Raw genomic sequence first — 16,478 nt, forward strand, 5'->3', positions numbered from 1 at the left:
AAGACTCTCCTCACTTTTGCAAAAGTACATATATAATACGAAGATCAAGTTCTTCTATTTGTTTACATGTAGAAAAACAATATATCTATTATATATTGTTTTGTATAAAAGTGTCTTTACTAATTAAAGTATGCTGCATATTGTCATATTTGGTGAGCAGAATCTCTTTGATACTCATTATTTTGATATGATAATGGTTCGTAAAAAGAAGAGAGCAATATTCCGAAAGAAAATAGATGAAATGCTGGACCACATTCATGCATCCTTTCAATAGAAAAAGCAACATCCAAATGGATGCTGCTTTTTTATTCTGCCTTCAAGTCGACAATTAAGTAGGCGAGTATAACAACGAAGAAAATACTAACGGACGGCGCTGTTAACACATGGCCAGACATAAAGCTAATGCCAAGTGATAGGACGATTGTACTAGCTAATAGCATATATTTTACAGTTAATACTTTTTTGAAATTCGTGATAAAGCGTATGAATAATTTAATACCGAAATAAAGAAATGGTAGTAAGTAAATAAGAAAACCGACGATTCCAAATGCGAAGAATAGATCATGGAAATCCATCTCAATTAATTTAATTTTTGTCGTATAGTTTCCAGCGTACCCCATTCCGAATAATTTTTGTGATAGAGGCGCGTTTTTATAGTATTGTTTGTATACTTCTAAAAACTTATCACGATCACTATAAATTAAGCTTTTTACTTCAGAATCTGTTAATTCACCTTGCGCATGTTTTCTCGCTTCTTCAGGATCTTTTTTAACAACTTTTCCTTCTTTCCGTTCTTGCTCTTCTCGTACTGATTTTTTGTATTCATACATTTGTAAATGAATGCCCATATTTTTCGCAATAGGGGTATGTGGCGTAGCAATAACTAAACCACCTAGCACAACGAAGGCAACGACTGTATTTACAAGATATGTGAATCCTTTGCCTTCCTTCTTACGATTCATCATATATTCAATAAATGAAAATAGAAGTGCGACGCCGAGTGTAAGAACAATTGCCCCATATCCAACTTTTGTTCCGACCATAATACTTGCATACATCGCTAAAAGCGTTGGAATCCAGTAATATACTTTAGAAAAAGACGTTGTGTGATGGATAGAATACAGCACAACAATCGGGAACATAATCGCAAAAATAGCACTTAAATCATTTCCTGCAAAGAACCAACCTCTTGAACCGATTTTTGAGTTGGGATAACTTGGGAAATCTGTTCCAGACACAATTGCGACGATCATAACGATACTTAAAATCAATGTTGCATATAAGAAATATGTAATGATTTTCTGGAAAGCATATTGTTTATTTTGTATTTCTTTACATACAATGATATATCCGAACAGCAACACAATTGGATATATGCTTTTTAAAATAAATTTAATTTCTTCACCAAATGATACGGGAGATTTGACCATCATGTTGTTTGCAAGGCCAGCTATTAGTACAATCCCGAGTAAACATAAATAGAGAATGTATTTTTTGTTTCCTTCCTGTTTTCTGTGAAGAAGAAGATAGCCTAGTGCGAGAAGCATAAAGGCAAAACGTACTACAATTCCAACTGTTGCACTCATGTGTAATATATAGATTGAAAAAGATGTTAATAAATCTAAAATCGGTTGAAACACAATGAATAGTAACAGGAAATGTGGGAAGTAGTTATCCGTTTGTTTCAACTTAGTAACCATATTTTCCTCCAATCCTTCATTCCTTCATTCCTTTATTGCAGCATCTTTTCATCTAAAAATGAAAGGATAGGCAGTGTATAAAAGTCCTTATGATACAGTAAGGAGAATGAATTTCTATATTTGTTTTCATATATCAAGCTTAAGAATACACCATTTCATTTTAATGGTAAATAGATGAAGGGAGGCAATAAAGGTACTTTCATCAAGTTATTTTTCTACGCTATTGTATGTTTTATACAGGTATATATACAAATTACGAGATTATTAGACAGAAAATTGAGAAAAAAGAAGGATTTTTCGCGCTCTACCTATAATTATATAAGTATAATCTTTAGGTGGGAAAGAGGGATATGTAATGGAAGTAACAAGTAAAGCAGAGACTGTAGTTGTAAAATATGAAGGACGCGTAGCAACAGTTATGGTAAATCGTCCAGAGGTGTTAAATGCGTTAGATGAGCCAACTTTAAAAGAGTTGTTAAAAAAATTGAAAGAAGTAGCTGAAAGTTCTGCTCATATTGTCGTATTATGTGGAAATGGCCGCGGTTTTTCTGCGGGTGGTGATATTAAATCGATGCTTTCAAGTAATGATGAAAGCAAGTTTGAAAGTATAATGAATACTATTTCTGAGGTTGTTGTTACGCTATATACAATGCCGAAGCTTGTCATTAGTGCGATTCATGGACCGACTGCAGGACTTGGATTAAGTATTGCATTAACTGCGGATTATGTAGTAGCAGATATATCGTCGATTATTGCCATGAACTTTATTGGAATCGCTTTAATTCCAGATGGTGGTGGACATTTCTTCTTACAAAAACGTGTTGGTGAAAATATGACGAAGCAAATTATTTGGGAAGGTAAGAAGCTATCAGCAACGGAAGCGCTAGATATCGGTTTAATTGATGAAGTAATCGGAGAGAATTTCCAAGATGCTGTAAAACAAAAAATTAATGAGTGGTTACAAAAACCAATTCAAGCAATGATTCAAACGAAACAAATTTTATGTGAAGTCAATCGTTCTAGTCTAGAACAAACATTACAACTTGAAAAGCGTGGACAATATGCAATGAGAAAAACAGCTGATCATAGAGAAGGAATTGCTGCATTTTTAGAAAAACGTCCGCCGGTATTTAAAGGAGAATAAAGAGAAGAAAGTGCTAGCACATTTTAGTATAATTGTGTTAGCACTTTTTTTATAGAGAAAAGATATGCTGATAGTGGAGGAGAAATTATGTCAACTTATAATAAGCTAGTAAGGGATCGTGTCCCAGAGAAAATTTTAATGTCTGGAAAAACATATACATCGAAAAAACTAACAGGGCAAGCTTACATACAAGCGTTAGCGAAAATTGGAACAGAGGAAATTCGTGAATTTGCTTCGATGCAAGAACGTGAACATGCATTAGATTCACTTGCTGATGCATTAGAAGTCATTATATCGTTAGCACGTGCAGAAGGCGCAACAATTGAAGAGGTAGAACGAATTCGTAAACAGAAAGAAGCGGAGCGTGGTGGATTCCAAAAAGGAATTTACTTGCTGGATGTTTCAGAAGAATAGTTGAATAGAAAAAGCACGGCTTATTTAATAGAGCTGTGCTTTTTTACGAATATACGTTTTCCTGCAAATAGGCTAATGATGAAAAACAAGGCTGTTAGTGCCCAGCCGATTGTAATAGAAGTAGTAGTGTGAATAACGTAAGAAACTTGCAAACAAAGTAAAGATGATAAAAACCAAATAAGTGCAATTTGAACATATTTTTTCGTTAAGTGCATTCTAATAACCCCTTTCTTATCTACTAAAATAAATTTTACCATAATGTTACTTTACCTATAAGTTGGCCGCAGTTGGAAGCATAAGTTGGCCAGAAAACACTTACTTTTGTAGATAATTATCTAATTATTCAACGGAATTGGAAGCATAAATTGGCCTTGAGTTAATGATTAACCCATAAGCTGGCCGTTAGTTTATGCGGAATTTTATACATATGGAATAAAGGAAATAAAGACAATGATTGCTTTTAACCACTGATATAATAGGATGAATAAGAAACTGCATACGTAGGTGAAAAGGATGTTTCACAGAATGTTGATAAGCCGGGGATTGTTGGTGAGGAGAACTTCTCATAATGAGACGTTATGTCAACCGATTATGTATACGATATACAAGAAAAACTTCTTTACTACCGCATTATTCAGATGGTAAAATTTAGAAAAAGAGGCGAGGGTGAGTTCAGTGGACAATTTATTTTTAATTTAAAAACTTTTATTTTGTCTTAGAAAGGTGTAGATTTTTTTGAATACAAAATTAATCATAGTAGAAGGGCTTCCTGGCTTTGGGAAATCCACCACTGCAAACTTGCTTTACGATATTCTAATTGAAAAAAATATTGACGTTGAGTTATTTCTTGAAGGGAATCCAGACCACCCTGCTGATTATGATGGGGTATCTTGTTTTGATAAAAGTGAATTCGAAAGTTTGTTAGTGAATAGTGGTAATTTTAGGGAAGTAATTAGTGATAGAGTCACGAAGCGAGGAAACAATTATTTATTGCCATATAAAAAAATTAAAAATGAATACAGTTCTAATTTTCCCGAAAGTTTATTAAATACCATTTTCAAAAATGATATATATGAATTACCGCTAGAGAGGAATATTGAATTAATAACTGAAAAATGGAGGGATTTTGTTGAAATAGCCAACAACGAAAATAAAACTTATATTTTTGAATGTTGCTTCATACAAAATCCATTAACAATCGGAATGGTTAAATATGGTGAAAAAAAAGAGAAAGTTATAAGTTATATTAATGCATTAGCGAAAATCATAGAGAAATTAAATCCAGTATTGTTTTATATAGAACAAGATGATTTGGAATTCTCATTCAGAAAGGTATTTAATGAAAGAGCAAAAGAATGGTCTGCTGGATTTATTGAGTATTATACAAATCAAGGGTATGCGAAAATGAAAGGCTATCACGGTTTAGACGGAACAATTAAAGTTTTAGAAGCAAGAAGAGATATTGAAAGAGAAATATTTGATATGTTAAATATAAAAAAGACAAAAATTGATAATTCACAGTATGAAGCTATCAAATATAAGTCAATGATAATTGAAAAATTGAAATTACTTGAATTTCTAGATTAATGTAGTGCTTTAATTGAGCAAGAAACTAAGAATTTTTAACTTCCGCTTTCGAATTTTACGTCAACTAGTACCTCTTACGAGGGGCTAGTTGTTTTTTTGTTGTATACATATTAGAAGCATAAGTTTACCGCAAGCTAAAGGAAGCATAATTATGAAAATTAATCTGTATAAGTAGAGGTTTTATGATAATTTCGGTATACTGAATATTAGAAAAAATCGAGGGGGAAATGAAAGTGGCGTATCATGCAAAAGAAACGATGGAATTAATTAAAGAGCTTGTTTCTATTCCAAGTCCGTCTGGAAATACAACGAAAATTATTAACTTTATTGAAAACTACGTAAAAGAATGGAATGTAGAAACGAAGCGTAATAATAAGGGCGCTCTTATTTTATCGGTAAAAGGAAAGAATGACGAGCAGCATCGCCTTTTAACAGCACATGTAGATACATTAGGTGCAATGGTGAAAGAAATAAAGCCTGACGGTCGTCTTCGTTTATCGATGATTGGTGGATTCCGCTGGAACTCTGTTGAAGGTGAGTATTGTGAAATAGAAACATCAAGCGGTAAGGCGTATACAGGAACAATTTTAATGCATCAAACATCTGTCCACGTTTACAAAGATGCAGGAGAAGCAAAGCGAGATGAAAAAAATATTGAAGTGCGCATCGATGAACGTGTATTTTCAGCAGATGAAGTGCGCGCGTTAGGAATTGAAGTAGGAGACTTTGTTTCATTTGATCCGCGCGTTCAAATTACAAAGAGTGGATACATAAAATCACGTCATTTAGACGACAAAGTAAGTGTAGCAATTTTATTAAAATTAATAAAACGATTAAACGACGAAAATATTACATTACCGTATACAACACATTTCTTGATTTCTAATAATGAAGAAATCGGTTACGGTGGAAACTCTAATATTCCAGAAGAAACGGTAGAATATTTAGCTGTTGATATGGGAGCATTAGGTGATGGACAATCATCTGATGAATATACAGTATCCATTTGCGCAAAAGATTCAAGTGGACCATACCATTATGCATTACGTAAACATTTAGTTGATCTTGCTAAAACGAATGCTATTGAATACAAAGTAGACATTTATCCGTATTACGGATCAGATGCATCAGCTGCAATTCGTGCTGGATTTGACGTGAAGCATGCGCTAATTGGAGCGGGCATTGATTCCTCTCATGCATTTGAGCGTACGCATGAGAGCTCAATTGCACATACAGAAGCACTTGTATATGCGTATGTGTTATCGGCTATGTTGGAAGAATAATAGAAAATGATTTTTTGAAAGTGATTGGTATGTATATCAATCACTTTTTTCTTTACAAAAATGAATAAAATAATTTCCAGTAATTTACTTTGTAATAAACTTTTAATATTTTGTTATAAATATGCATATTTACTCTCTAGTTATAATGACATACACTAATTTAGGCACTATTAAATAATAAATTAGTAGGAAAAAATAGGTGAATAACTATTTTATTATTTAATAGAATATATAACTAGTGTAAAGGTTTGAGAGGAGAAAAAGTTTAATGAAATACGGAGTAATCGCAGCAGGAATTCTAGCAGTCAATTTACTATCTTATCCATTAAGTAGTGCAGCTGCAGAAAAGAGCTTTCCAGATGTACCAAGTTGGGCGCAAAGTTCAGTTGATTATTTAATTGAGAAGCATGCACTTGATGGGAAACCAGACGGAACATTTGCACCAACAGAAACGATTGATCGAGGATCAGCCGCAAAACTAATGGCGATCGTACTCGGTTTGGAAATTAATAAAGATGCAAAACCATCTTTCAAAGATTCACAAAATCATTGGGCAACACCGTATATTGCGGCGGCAGAAAAAGCTGGTGTAATTAAAGGTGATAATACGGGGAACTTTAACCCATCAGGCAGTATCGATCGTGCTTCTATGGCATCTATGCTTGTAAATGCGTATCAATTAAATAATAGAATTATTGGTGATATACCAACTCAATTTAATGATTTAAAAGGCCATTGGGGTGAAAAATTGGCGAATACGTTAGTTGTTTTAGGTATCTCTAAAGGAACTGGTGACGGCTGGAAACCAAATGGTATTGTTACGCGTGCGGAAGCAGCCCAATTTATCGCACAAACTGACATGGGAAAAGCTGATACATCAAAAAGAATGTATATGAATAGAAAGTTTATCACATATCATCAGCCATCATTATCATCTGGTATTACAGATATTCAACATAACCCGCAAATCGTTGTAGTAAAAGAACAACGAGCAGATGGTTGGTTAAAAGTCGTAACAAGTAAAGGTGATAAATGGACACCTTTAAACGAAAAAACAGAAACAATTAATCAAGAATTTACTACATATGAAACGGCTTCACATTCTGCTAAAGTGCTAGGGAAATATGGACCGCAACAAGTAACTGTTATTGAAGAAAGCGGTAGTTGGATTCGTATTCGTACAGGTGCGGGCTTCCAATGGGTAGATAAAAATCAATTAAATCCACCAAAACAAGTGAATTTCCTAGAGGGAAAAGCAATTATTATTGACCCAGGTCATGGTGGTATGGATTCCGGTAACCCAGGCTCAAACATGAAAGAAAGTGAAATCGTGTTAGATACATCTTTACGATTACAGAAAATATTTGAGAAAAAGACACCATTTACTGTGTTATTAACACGTACGGACGATACACGCCCAGGAACTGATGCTAAGGATTCATTGAAAAAACGAGTAGAGTTTGCACAGCAAAATAATGGTGATATTTTTGTTAGTATTCACGGTAATGGCTCTGAAGGTGGACTTGGACATGGTACAGAAACTTACTATTATGACTCCGCGACGAGAGCAGCAAACCCGAATGTAAGCGAAAGTCGTTTATTAGCAGAGAAAATTCAAAAGCGTCTTGTAAGCGCACTTGATACAACAGACCGTGGTGTGAAACCAGGTGATTTATATGTAATTCGAGAAAACACGATGCCAGCTGTATTAGCAGAATTAGCATTTGTAGACAATACAGGTGATGCTCAAAAACTAGCTTCTCCAGAAATGAGACAACGTGCAGCAGAAGCAATTTACGCAGGTATTCTAGATTACTATGAAGAACAAGGTAACGACGTTTCATCTTACCGTTAAACATGTATAATTTTAGAATGTAAAAAAAAGAAGAGATTGCCAATTGGCAATCTCTTCTTTTTTAATAACTTAACAATAGAGAAGGGGTAAACTTCATGAATAAAAGTTTCTCTTTCATTATGGCGTATGATATCATTTAATTTTATATGAAAAGTATATGAGTAGCGATAGAGATTACGGATGTATTCCATCCTAAGACGAATGTGAGGGCAATGGAATCACAACAATTTAAAATGATAAAGGATGATAATAGATTGGATAATCATAGTAAAACATCTGCATGTATATATACGTATGCATTCCGCGAAGATGAACGTTCTTTATGTTATATGGAAATGCGCTCTCTTTTTGGAGTAGAGTCTCACGTTAATATTTTGAAAAGCGAAATCAAAATTGACCCAAGCAGAAGTCCATTTATTAAAGAGCGAATTGAAGTTATGTATGAAGGAGACGACTTAGAAAGTATTTTAAAGCAAGTAGAACAAATTGACTTGGCAGGAGCGACGTTCAAAGTCATCTTCGTTAAAATTAATGACCTCGATGGAGAGAACAAAATAGAATATGGAGAAAGACGCTTAATTGAACGAGACATCGGCATGCACATTGAAGGAGAAGCAGATGTACGTAATCCAGAGCGTGTATTTGGAATTGTTCCCCTTGGAGGACGTTGGTACTTCGGGCACTATATGGAAAGTGAAGCGGTTTGGTACCATCACATAAAAAAACCACGTAGCTATTCGACGTCACTGAGCACACGTGTTGCGAGAGCTGTCGCAAATATCGCTGTACCAAACCCAGCCGGTGTACAAGCAATTGATCCGTGTTGCGGCATTGGAACGGTACTAGTAGAAGCACTTTCTATGGGCATTAACATCGTCGGCAGAGACATAAATCCACTTGTTGTTATCGGATCTAGAGAAAACATCGCACATTTCGGATTTGAAGGAACTGTAACGAAAGGCCCAATTCAGGAAATCAATGAGAACTACGATGTGGCAATTATCGACATGCCATACGACCTATTTACTCACGCAACACCAGAAGATCAGCTCTCCATCCTTTCAAATGCGCGCCGCATTGCCAAAAAAGTAGTCGTTGTAACGATGGAAACGCTAGATCACATGATCCAAGAAGCCGGATTCGAAATTACAGACCGCTGTGTAGCAAAAAAAGGAACATTCTCTAGACAAATTCTTGTCTGCGAATAAGAGAGAAAGGTCACCCGAATGGGTGACCTTTTTTGGGTGTGTTTGAGGATGGGACGAGTTGCCCAGCGTTCGATATATTCAAAAAATCATTGATATATTGTGAAGAACAATCGATATCATTTGGAAGGTTACTTTTCTTTTTGTTTTTCCTGTTGTTCGGCTAATAAGTTACGCAAAACATGGCCACGGTAACTTTCTAATTTCCGCCCTTCATGATAACGAACACCTAATTTTTTCAGCTCGGCTACGTACCAGCCTTTTGTTCCGTAGTACATGGGATCACTTCCTTGTTTGCTTTTGAACAGTATATGTTGGGATGATTTGGAACTTTCTTCTTTTTGGGGGGATTTATCGGAAGATGATAAATGATTTTTGTCAAGGAAGTACAGGACGGAGTTTAGATCCCCCGGGGTGTCGGAGGATCTTTATTAATGTGGAGTGTAAGTTCTAGGTGTGAATCGCCGATATATTTAAGAGCGATCTTTGTTGAAAGTAATTCTATACTTTTTCAATTTTTTATATAAATTAGCTCGGGACATTCCTAGTTTTTTAGCGGCGATACTTTTGTTTCCGTACGTGTCCTCGAGAGTTTGTACAATGCGAGTTTTTTCTAAGTTTTCTTTTTCATCGGTTAGTGAAGGTTCAGTTTGTACAGGTGCTTTTGGCAAGGGTAATAGCTGCAAAACGTCAGATTCCCGTATTTCTTTCCCTTCATGCAGTACAATTAATCTTTCTATTATATTGCGTAGCTCGCGAATATTACCTGGCCAAAAATATATTTGTAGTTGTTTGATTGCTTCTTGATGAACGAAAGGAGTTGGCTTGTTATATGTAAAAGAAAATTCTTTTAAGAAATGATGAGCTAAGAAGGCAATATCATCTGCTCGTTCCCTTAATGGAGGGATGCAAGCTGTGAATACGTTTAGCCGGTAAAATAAATCGGATCGAAACGTTCCATTTAACACCATATCTTCCAATATGCGATTTGTGGCAGCGATAATTCTTACGTTAATTTTCTTCGGTGTTTGTCCCCCAATTCGATAAATCTCTTTTTCTTGTAAAGCGCGAAGGAGTTTCACTTGCATATCTAACGGAAGCTCCCCAACTTCGTCTAAAAATAAAGTGCCGCCGTTTGCTAATTCTAGTTTTCCTGCTTTCCCGCCTTTCGCAGCGCCTGTATATGCTCCTGATTCATAGCCGAATAACTCACTTTCAAATAGAGCAGCAGGAATAGCACCGCAATTAATGGGAATAAATGCTTTTCTGTTTCTAAGGCTTGCCTCATGAATTGCTTGGGCAAAAAGTTCCTTTCCAACGCCGCTTTCTCCAGTAATTAAAATCGTCGCATCTGTCTTTGCTACCTTTTTCATGTTGTGAATAATATGCTGAATTGCCCCGTTATTGCCTTTTATATTGCTGAAAGGGTCATCTCGCTGATGTTGTATCATATGCTTTAGTTGTTGTAATTCTTCAGAAGTAGAGGACAATTTTTCGTTCAATTTAATCGTAGCGGTAATATCTTTTTCTACAGACATAGAACCAACTAATTCTTCTTTCTCATTATAAATAGGAGTCGTACTAATCAATACGTGCTTATCTGGCCGAGGAAGGTGATAAATATCCCGAACAGGTTGTCCACTTTCAAGAACTTTTAAATTCATAATATCTTCTTTTGAAAAGAACTCTTGCACATTTCTTCCGATAATATCTTCCTTTTTAATGTTATACATTTTTTCTGCTGCTTCATTCCAATACAGCATAACGCCCTTCGTATCTACGATAGAAATGGCTTCTTCTACGTAAGAGAGGAGCGTATGCAATGTCGGAATTGCAAAGCTATCAAATTGTTTCATAACATATCCCCCAACATTTTTATAAAAAAGTAGACAGTGGTATACAAATTTGTTGCCAAAAGGATACACTTTTTTCAGAAAAATGTAAACAAAATAACGGTTTTCATTTTGGCATGATACTTGCTACTAAAAAGGGAAAGACAGTATATGAAAATGGAGGAGAGATAGAAATGAAGGTTAGTAAAATCTATACAACAGTTGATGCACATGTAGCGGGGGAACCACTACGAATTATTACGGGCGGAGTACCAGAGATAAAAGGGAAAACACAATTAGAAAGAAGAGCATACTGCATGGAACATTTGGATCATCTTCGCGAAGTTTTGATGTATGAACCGAGAGGACATCATGGGATGTACGGCTGTATCATTACGCCTCCCGCAAGTTCTCGTGCTGATTTTGGTGTATTGTTTATGCATAATGAAGGCTGGAGTACAATGTGTGGTCACGGGATTGTTGCTGTCATTACAGTAGGAATTGAAACTGGTATGTTTGAAGTAGCAGGTGAAAAACAAAAATTTATTATTGATAGCCCTGCAGGAGAAATTATTGCGTATGCAAAGTATAGCGGGAACGAGGTAGAGTCCGTATCATTTGAAAATGTTCCTTCGTTTGTTTACAAGAAAGACGTTCCTATAAAAATAGATGACTATGAATTTCAAGTAGATATTGCATTTGGCGGAGCTTTCTATGCGGTTGTAGACAGTAAAGAATTCGGGTTAAAGGTTGATTTTAAAGACTTACCAGCTATTCAAACGTGGGGCGGAAAAATTAAACATTATATTGAAAGTCAAATGGAAGTAAAGCATCCGCTTGAAGAAGATTTAAAAGGAATATACGGCGTGATCTTTTCAGATGAACCGAATGGAAAAGACGCTACTTTACGAAATGTAACCATCTTTGCTGACGGGCAAGTAGACCGTTCTCCTTGTGGAACTGGAACTTCTGCAAGACTCGCAACTCTTTTTGAAAAAGAAGCCTTACAAAAGGGAGAAACTTTCATCCACGAATGCATTACGGACGGACAATTTGCCGGAGAGGTTTTATCAGTGACAACAGTGGATCAATACGAAGCAATTATTCCAAAAGTGACGGGTCAGGCGTTTATTACAGGATTTCATCAGTTTGTAGTAGATCCGAGGGATTCTTTGAAGCGGGGGTTTTTGTTAGGATAAAGTGAAACTTTAATCAGTGGGGGGTTTTGTCCGTCCCCCACTGATTATTAGTTGAACCAATCGGGCTTTTACGGGCAGCCCGACTCCCGCCTAACTTCTTTGCTCAAGCTGAATTTTGAGGTGGGAGTCTTACTGCCCGTTAATGCGGGAAAAAGGAGGAGGTAAAAAAATATGCTAGTCATAAGCGCGAACGAACAAAGAAACTTAGTAAATATGAACGAAGTTATTGAATACGCGGCGCTTGCTTTACAAGAGTTTTCCGCAGAAAGAACGATTACACCAATACGCGGCTCATTACCATTTGCGAACGAGCAAAATACGGCATTAATTATGCCTTCAGTAGCGGAAGGACTGGAAGCGCTTGGAGTAAAAATAGTAACGGTAGCTCCTCATAATAAAAAGATAGGAAAGAAAACGATAAACGGAATTGTTATGCTATCAGACTTTCAAACGGGAGAACCACTCGCACTTTTAGAAGGTTCCTATTTAACGATGATCCGAACGGGCGCCTTATCAGGAGTAGCGACAAAACATTTAGCCCGTCATAACGCAAAAACTTTATGCATCATCGGTACCGGTGAACAAGCGAAAGGAATTGCAGAAGCTGTATTCGCGGTTAGAGATATCGAAAAAGTCCTACTGTATAACCGAACGGAAGAAAAAGCGTATGCATTCGCGCAACATATGCAAGAAAAATTCAACAAACCTGCTTACGTTTACAGAGATTCAAATGAAGCATTAAGAGAAGCAGGCATCATCGTCACAACAACAAATGCATCCACACCAGTCTTCTCAGAAACACTACAAAAAGGCGTCCACGTAAACGCCGTCGGTTCATTCAGACCGAGCATGCAAGAGCTACCATCTCACGCCATCGCAAACGCAAACAAAGTAGTAGTCGAATCAAAAGAAGCAGCACTAGAAGAAACAGGTGACCTTCTAGTGCCAATAAAAGAAGGTTTATTTAAAACTAGCAACATTCATGCCGAACTTGGTCAAATTATAAGCGGGGAAAAAGCTAGTAGGGAGAACGATGAAGAGATTACCGTGTTTAAATCAGTTGGTTTAGCAGTAGTAGATATTATCGTTGCGAAGTATTTGTATGAAAAAGCGGTGGAGCATGGAGTGGGGAATAAGATTCAGTTTTGAGACTACCTTTTGGTGGTCTTTTTTTGTATGGTGAGGTGTAGAAAGATATGAAAGTGGGAACTAATTTTATAGTATGCAATGTGGAATTATCAACAAAAGTAATTCATTTAGTATTCACTGTCTTGTCCACATATCAAGACAAGAAAGTAGATACTTTTTAAAATGGAGACACCAAAGTAGGGACTTTCTGAATAGACATTAAATTGTAGAGTTGAAATAAATTCATGATGTTTGTAAGAAAGACGCGAAGTTTTGAATAAAATTGCAACGTTCCTAAAAAAATAAGATGCTTTATCTCTTCAATTAAAAAAATAAAAGTTCATAATATAATAATTTTTAGGTTTATCAACGCATTGCCATCAAACTAAGACCTTAAAGTACTCCTTAAATGGGAATTTTATGTTTTTTATAACACGAAAATTCATTTTTATTTTTTGGGAAGAAGATGTTCCTTTACTTGATAGCGATGTAATTAACCCCTAAAAGGTTAAACAATCATTAGTTTTAATTATTCTCAGATAAGTTTGTAACTTTATAGTTTTTATTAAAATCTACAATTACAGAAATTCTTTGGTTTTTATCCTTACCGGCGTATCCAGACACATAAACCTCATGTGTGTAGTACTCTTCTGGAGGATTAACTATATCAATTACGATATCGAGATTTTTATCTTTTTTAAAGTAGCCAACAGTTACTAATTCAGCAGTTCTTTTTACATTTGGCCAATCTTCTTTAAGAAATTTTTTGGGGACGATATGAGATGATACAATTGTTATATAGAGAATTGGGATGGTAATAAAACAAAAAGATATAAGTATATAACGGAATATGTTTTTCATCATTAAATGTTCTCTCCAAATAGTCTTATATTTAACAAAGTTAATAAAAATATTGTAAACTGGCGTAAACCCGTTTACTATTTATTCGGGTGACAATACCCTTACAAATTTGTAAGAATATTTGAAATTTTTATAAAAAAGTAGATAGTCAAATAAAAAAATATCTCTGGGTTAGTAATAAAAGAAGTGGAAAGGGGGATTTAAGGAAGAAGAACTGGTGATACAGCCAAAACTCTAGGGGGAGAAATGGAGTATAGTTTTAAAAAGATTATATGGCGTTTTATTATTACCAAACGCTAAGGATGAAATGGAACCAATATAAGAGATCCTCTTTACCTTAGATTATATTTGAAGTAAATCAGCGAGAAGAAAAGCCAATAAAGCTTAAATAAAATACCTTTTTTATATTATATTAACAAATTTTCCCGAAGGGTTGCAGATGGCCCATTCAATTTCACAATGAAACTAGTGGTTCAAAAAGTTTTTTTAACACCAATTGAATAACTTTACATTTTTTGAACATTGGTAAAAATACTACAAGATTAAGGTATAAGATCAAAGTTATAACAAAATAGGAGGATTAGATGTATAAATTATTAATTGTTGAAGATGAAATGAATATTGCGAGTACATTGAAAAATCACCTGGAAAAATACGGATATCATTGCTTCATTGTAGAAAATTTTGAAAGGGTACTAGAAACTTTTCAAGATTTTCAACCTCATCTTGTTATAATGGACATCACCCTCCCTGCCTTTGATGGCTATTATTGGTCTCGAAAAATAAGACAGGTATCGAATTGTCCTATTGTAATTCTTTCTGCTCGTATGAGTGAATTAGATCAAGTGTATGGCATTGAAAATGGAGCTGATGATTTTATTACAAAACCCTTTTTATTAGGAGTGGTCCTTGCAAAAATAAATGGACAAATTCGTCGTGTATATGGTGAATATGCAAGGAATATACAAGTAAGAATTATAACTGAAGGAAATACAAGCTTAAACTTAGATACTATGCGATTAAGCACACCTAGTCAAGAAGAGCTATTAACGGTAAAGGAATTTCAACTGTGTACATTGTTTTTTGAAGCATCTCCTAATATTGTGACAAGGCAGCAACTACTTACAGCTATATGGAATGAAGAAGAATTTGTGGAGGAAAATACCTTAACGGTGAATATTGGAAGGTTAAGAAAAAAATTAGAAGTAATCCATTCTACTTTAGAAATTACAACTATTCGAGGAATTGGTTATCAGTTAGTGGAGAAACCTGTATGAAATTATTTTTAAAGGACCATATGAGTTTTATTATCCTATATATCATTACATTTATTAGCTTACCAATAGTAATTCATCTATTAGATGGCTTTGAAAATCATTATGCCTATTTTCTATTTTTGTCCTTTTTTTTATTAATCGTCTTACTTTTCTTGCGGTATTTACGCCGCAAAAAAATGTATAGAAACATTGGGAATCAGGACATATATATAGGCGATTTCATGATTTATAAACCAGTTGCTTCATTTGAGAAAGCATACGCAGCACACTTACAATCGATTCAATCATTATACCAATCAAAAGAAGAGGAGTATAAGCATTCCTTACACAATCAGCAATTGATGACTTCTCATGCAGTTCATCAAATGAAAACGCCACTTTCTGTCATTCAATTACTTATACAATCCAATCAGTGGAAGGAACCAAATTCAATTGTTGAATGGCAAAAAGTAAAAGTTGAATGTGATAAGCTGAATTTTTCTTTAAATCAATTACTAACTTATAGTCGTTCGACTAAATTATTAGCAGATTTAAAAATAGAAACCATTCTTTTAAAACAACTCGTACAGGAAGTTATTAATGATTTAAGGGATTATTTTATTGAAGCAGAAATATTTCCTAAAAGCACCATACCGGAACATATACTGCTTTATTCAGATCGTAAATGGCTAAAGGTAGTTATTTACCAGTTATTAAGTAACGCTATTAAATATGGACAGACACAATCATCCATTATGATTGACTATGAAAAGGGGCAGTTACTCATTAAAAATAAAGGAGAAACGATACCTCAAAGTGAAATAAAACGTGTTTTTGAATTATTTTACACAGGAACAAAAGGGCGTACAAATAGCGAAGCAACTGGTATCGGCCTATACTTAGTAAAAAGTATTCTTTCTACGTTAAACCATCCATACACTTTATATTCAGCAAATAATGAAACAGTGTTTATGATAGATTTCTCAGGAAGTACAAAAACGGCTATCCAATAAG

General features: G+C 35.0%; 14 protein-coding genes and 1 pseudogene. 10 read left to right on the plus strand and 5 right to left on the minus strand.

Annotated elements, in window-relative coordinates; translation table 11 throughout:
- Positions 1 to 305: 305 nt before the first annotated feature.
- On the minus strand, positions 306 to 1,700 hold the full coding sequence (locus tag DJ93_RS17360; RefSeq protein WP_042982173.1) for an O-antigen ligase family protein: 1,395 nt from the start codon (positions 1,698 to 1,700) through the stop codon (positions 306 to 308).
- A 355-nt stretch (positions 1,701 to 2,055) separates the two neighbouring features.
- Here DJ93_RS17360 and DJ93_RS17365 point away from each other — a divergent pair, with 355 nt between their 5' ends.
- Positions 2,056 to 2,844 carry an enoyl-CoA hydratase gene (locus tag DJ93_RS17365; protein ID WP_042982174.1) on the plus strand — a complete coding sequence of 263 codons (789 nt, stop codon included), beginning with the start codon at positions 2,056 to 2,058 and terminating at the stop codon, positions 2,842 to 2,844.
- A gap of 87 nt (positions 2,845 to 2,931) precedes the next feature.
- Positions 2,932 to 3,258, plus strand: a complete 327-nt coding sequence (locus DJ93_RS17370; protein ID WP_042982175.1) for a nucleoside triphosphate pyrophosphohydrolase — start codon at positions 2,932 to 2,934, stop codon at positions 3,256 to 3,258.
- Positions 3,259 to 3,278: 20 nt separating this feature from the next.
- Here DJ93_RS17370 and DJ93_RS17375 read toward each other — a convergent pair whose 3' ends face one another.
- Entirely contained in the window at positions 3,279 to 3,473 is a 195-nt protein-coding gene (locus tag DJ93_RS17375) for a hypothetical protein (RefSeq protein WP_042982176.1), read from the minus strand.
- Between the two features lie 520 nt (positions 3,474 to 3,993).
- Between DJ93_RS17375 and DJ93_RS17385 the strand changes: the two genes are divergently transcribed.
- The 4 genes from DJ93_RS17385 (at position 3,994) to DJ93_RS17400 (ending at position 9,191) form a co-directional block, all read left to right on the plus strand.
- Entirely contained in the window at positions 3,994 to 4,845 is an 852-nt protein-coding gene (locus DJ93_RS17385) for a P-loop NTPase family protein (protein ID WP_042982178.1), read from the plus strand.
- A gap of 233 nt (positions 4,846 to 5,078) precedes the next feature.
- Positions 5,079 to 6,128, plus strand: a complete 1,050-nt coding sequence (locus tag DJ93_RS17390) for a M42 family metallopeptidase (protein WP_042982179.1) — start codon at positions 5,079 to 5,081, stop codon at positions 6,126 to 6,128.
- 268 nt (positions 6,129 to 6,396) lie between these two features.
- Complete coding sequence (locus tag DJ93_RS17395; protein ID WP_042982182.1) at positions 6,397 to 7,983, plus strand: N-acetylmuramoyl-L-alanine amidase; 1,587 nt, start codon at positions 6,397 to 6,399, stop codon at positions 7,981 to 7,983.
- Positions 7,984 to 8,237: 254 nt separating this feature from the next.
- Positions 8,238 to 9,191, plus strand: coding sequence for a TRM11 family SAM-dependent methyltransferase (locus tag DJ93_RS17400; RefSeq protein WP_042982183.1), 954 nt, complete (start codon positions 8,238 to 8,240; stop codon positions 9,189 to 9,191).
- Positions 9,192 to 9,319: 128 nt separating this feature from the next.
- On the opposite strand, the pseudogene DJ93_RS17405 reads toward DJ93_RS17400, so the two are convergent.
- Both DJ93_RS17405 and DJ93_RS17410 read right to left on the minus strand, forming a co-directional pair.
- Positions 9,320 to 9,539, minus strand: a pseudogene (locus DJ93_RS17405) (YflJ family protein).
- A 122-nt stretch (positions 9,540 to 9,661) separates the two neighbouring features.
- Positions 9,662 to 11,044 (minus strand): sigma-54 interaction domain-containing protein, encoded by a 1,383-nt coding sequence (locus tag DJ93_RS17410; protein WP_042982186.1) that lies wholly within the window; start codon positions 11,042 to 11,044, stop codon positions 9,662 to 9,664.
- Between the two features lie 170 nt (positions 11,045 to 11,214).
- Between DJ93_RS17410 and DJ93_RS17415 the strand changes: the two genes are divergently transcribed.
- Positions 11,215 to 12,219, plus strand: coding sequence for a proline racemase family protein (locus tag DJ93_RS17415; protein ID WP_042982188.1), 1,005 nt, complete (start codon positions 11,215 to 11,217; stop codon positions 12,217 to 12,219).
- Between the two features lie 171 nt (positions 12,220 to 12,390).
- Complete coding sequence (locus DJ93_RS17420; RefSeq protein WP_042982190.1) at positions 12,391 to 13,368, plus strand: ornithine cyclodeaminase family protein; 978 nt, start codon at positions 12,391 to 12,393, stop codon at positions 13,366 to 13,368.
- A gap of 504 nt (positions 13,369 to 13,872) precedes the next feature.
- Here DJ93_RS17420 and DJ93_RS17425 read toward each other — a convergent pair.
- A complete protein-coding gene (locus DJ93_RS17425) occupies positions 13,873 to 14,211 on the minus strand; it encodes a phosphoglycolate phosphatase (protein ID WP_042982192.1) in 339 nt (112 codons plus the stop codon).
- A gap of 581 nt (positions 14,212 to 14,792) precedes the next feature.
- On the opposite strand from DJ93_RS17425, the gene DJ93_RS17430 reads away from it, so the two are divergent.
- Together DJ93_RS17430 and DJ93_RS17435 are read left to right on the plus strand one after the other, a co-directional pair.
- Positions 14,793 to 15,485 (plus strand): response regulator transcription factor, encoded by a 693-nt coding sequence (locus DJ93_RS17430; RefSeq protein WP_042982193.1) that lies wholly within the window; start codon positions 14,793 to 14,795, stop codon positions 15,483 to 15,485.
- Positions 15,482 to 16,477 carry a sensor histidine kinase gene (locus DJ93_RS17435; RefSeq protein WP_042982195.1) on the plus strand — a complete coding sequence of 332 codons (996 nt, stop codon included), beginning with the start codon at positions 15,482 to 15,484 and terminating at the stop codon, positions 16,475 to 16,477. The genes DJ93_RS17430 and DJ93_RS17435 overlap by 4 nt, the downstream gene beginning before the upstream one ends.
- Position 16,478 lies beyond the last annotated feature (1 nt).

The organism is Bacillus clarus (assembly GCF_000746925.1).
Taxonomy (GTDB): domain Bacteria; phylum Bacillota; class Bacilli; order Bacillales; family Bacillaceae_G; genus Bacillus_A; species Bacillus_A clarus.

Excerpts from the sequence above, each read along its gene's own strand:
- DJ93_RS17435 (WP_042982195.1), top strand. The coding sequence starts at position 15,482 with ATGAAATTATTTTTAAAGGACCATATGAGTTTTATTATCCTATATATC.
- DJ93_RS17425 (WP_042982192.1), bottom strand. The coding sequence starts at position 14,211 with ATGATGAAAAACATATTCCGTTATATACTTATATCTTTTTGTTTTATT.
- DJ93_RS17395 (WP_042982182.1), top strand. The coding sequence starts at position 6,397 with ATGAAATACGGAGTAATCGCAGCAGGAATTCTAGCAGTCAATTTACTA.
- DJ93_RS17430 (WP_042982193.1), top strand. The coding sequence starts at position 14,793 with ATGTATAAATTATTAATTGTTGAAGATGAAATGAATATTGCGAGTACA.
- DJ93_RS17410 (WP_042982186.1), bottom strand. The coding sequence starts at position 11,044 with ATGAAACAATTTGATAGCTTTGCAATTCCGACATTGCATACGCTCCTC.
- DJ93_RS17360 (WP_042982173.1), bottom strand. The coding sequence starts at position 1,700 with ATGGTTACTAAGTTGAAACAAACGGATAACTACTTCCCACATTTCCTG.
- DJ93_RS17365 (WP_042982174.1), top strand. The coding sequence starts at position 2,056 with ATGGAAGTAACAAGTAAAGCAGAGACTGTAGTTGTAAAATATGAAGGA.
- DJ93_RS17370 (WP_042982175.1), top strand. The coding sequence starts at position 2,932 with ATGTCAACTTATAATAAGCTAGTAAGGGATCGTGTCCCAGAGAAAATT.
- DJ93_RS17375 (WP_042982176.1), bottom strand. The coding sequence starts at position 3,473 with ATGCACTTAACGAAAAAATATGTTCAAATTGCACTTATTTGGTTTTTA.
- DJ93_RS17415 (WP_042982188.1), top strand. The coding sequence starts at position 11,215 with ATGAAGGTTAGTAAAATCTATACAACAGTTGATGCACATGTAGCGGGG.
- DJ93_RS17420 (WP_042982190.1), top strand. The coding sequence starts at position 12,391 with ATGCTAGTCATAAGCGCGAACGAACAAAGAAACTTAGTAAATATGAAC.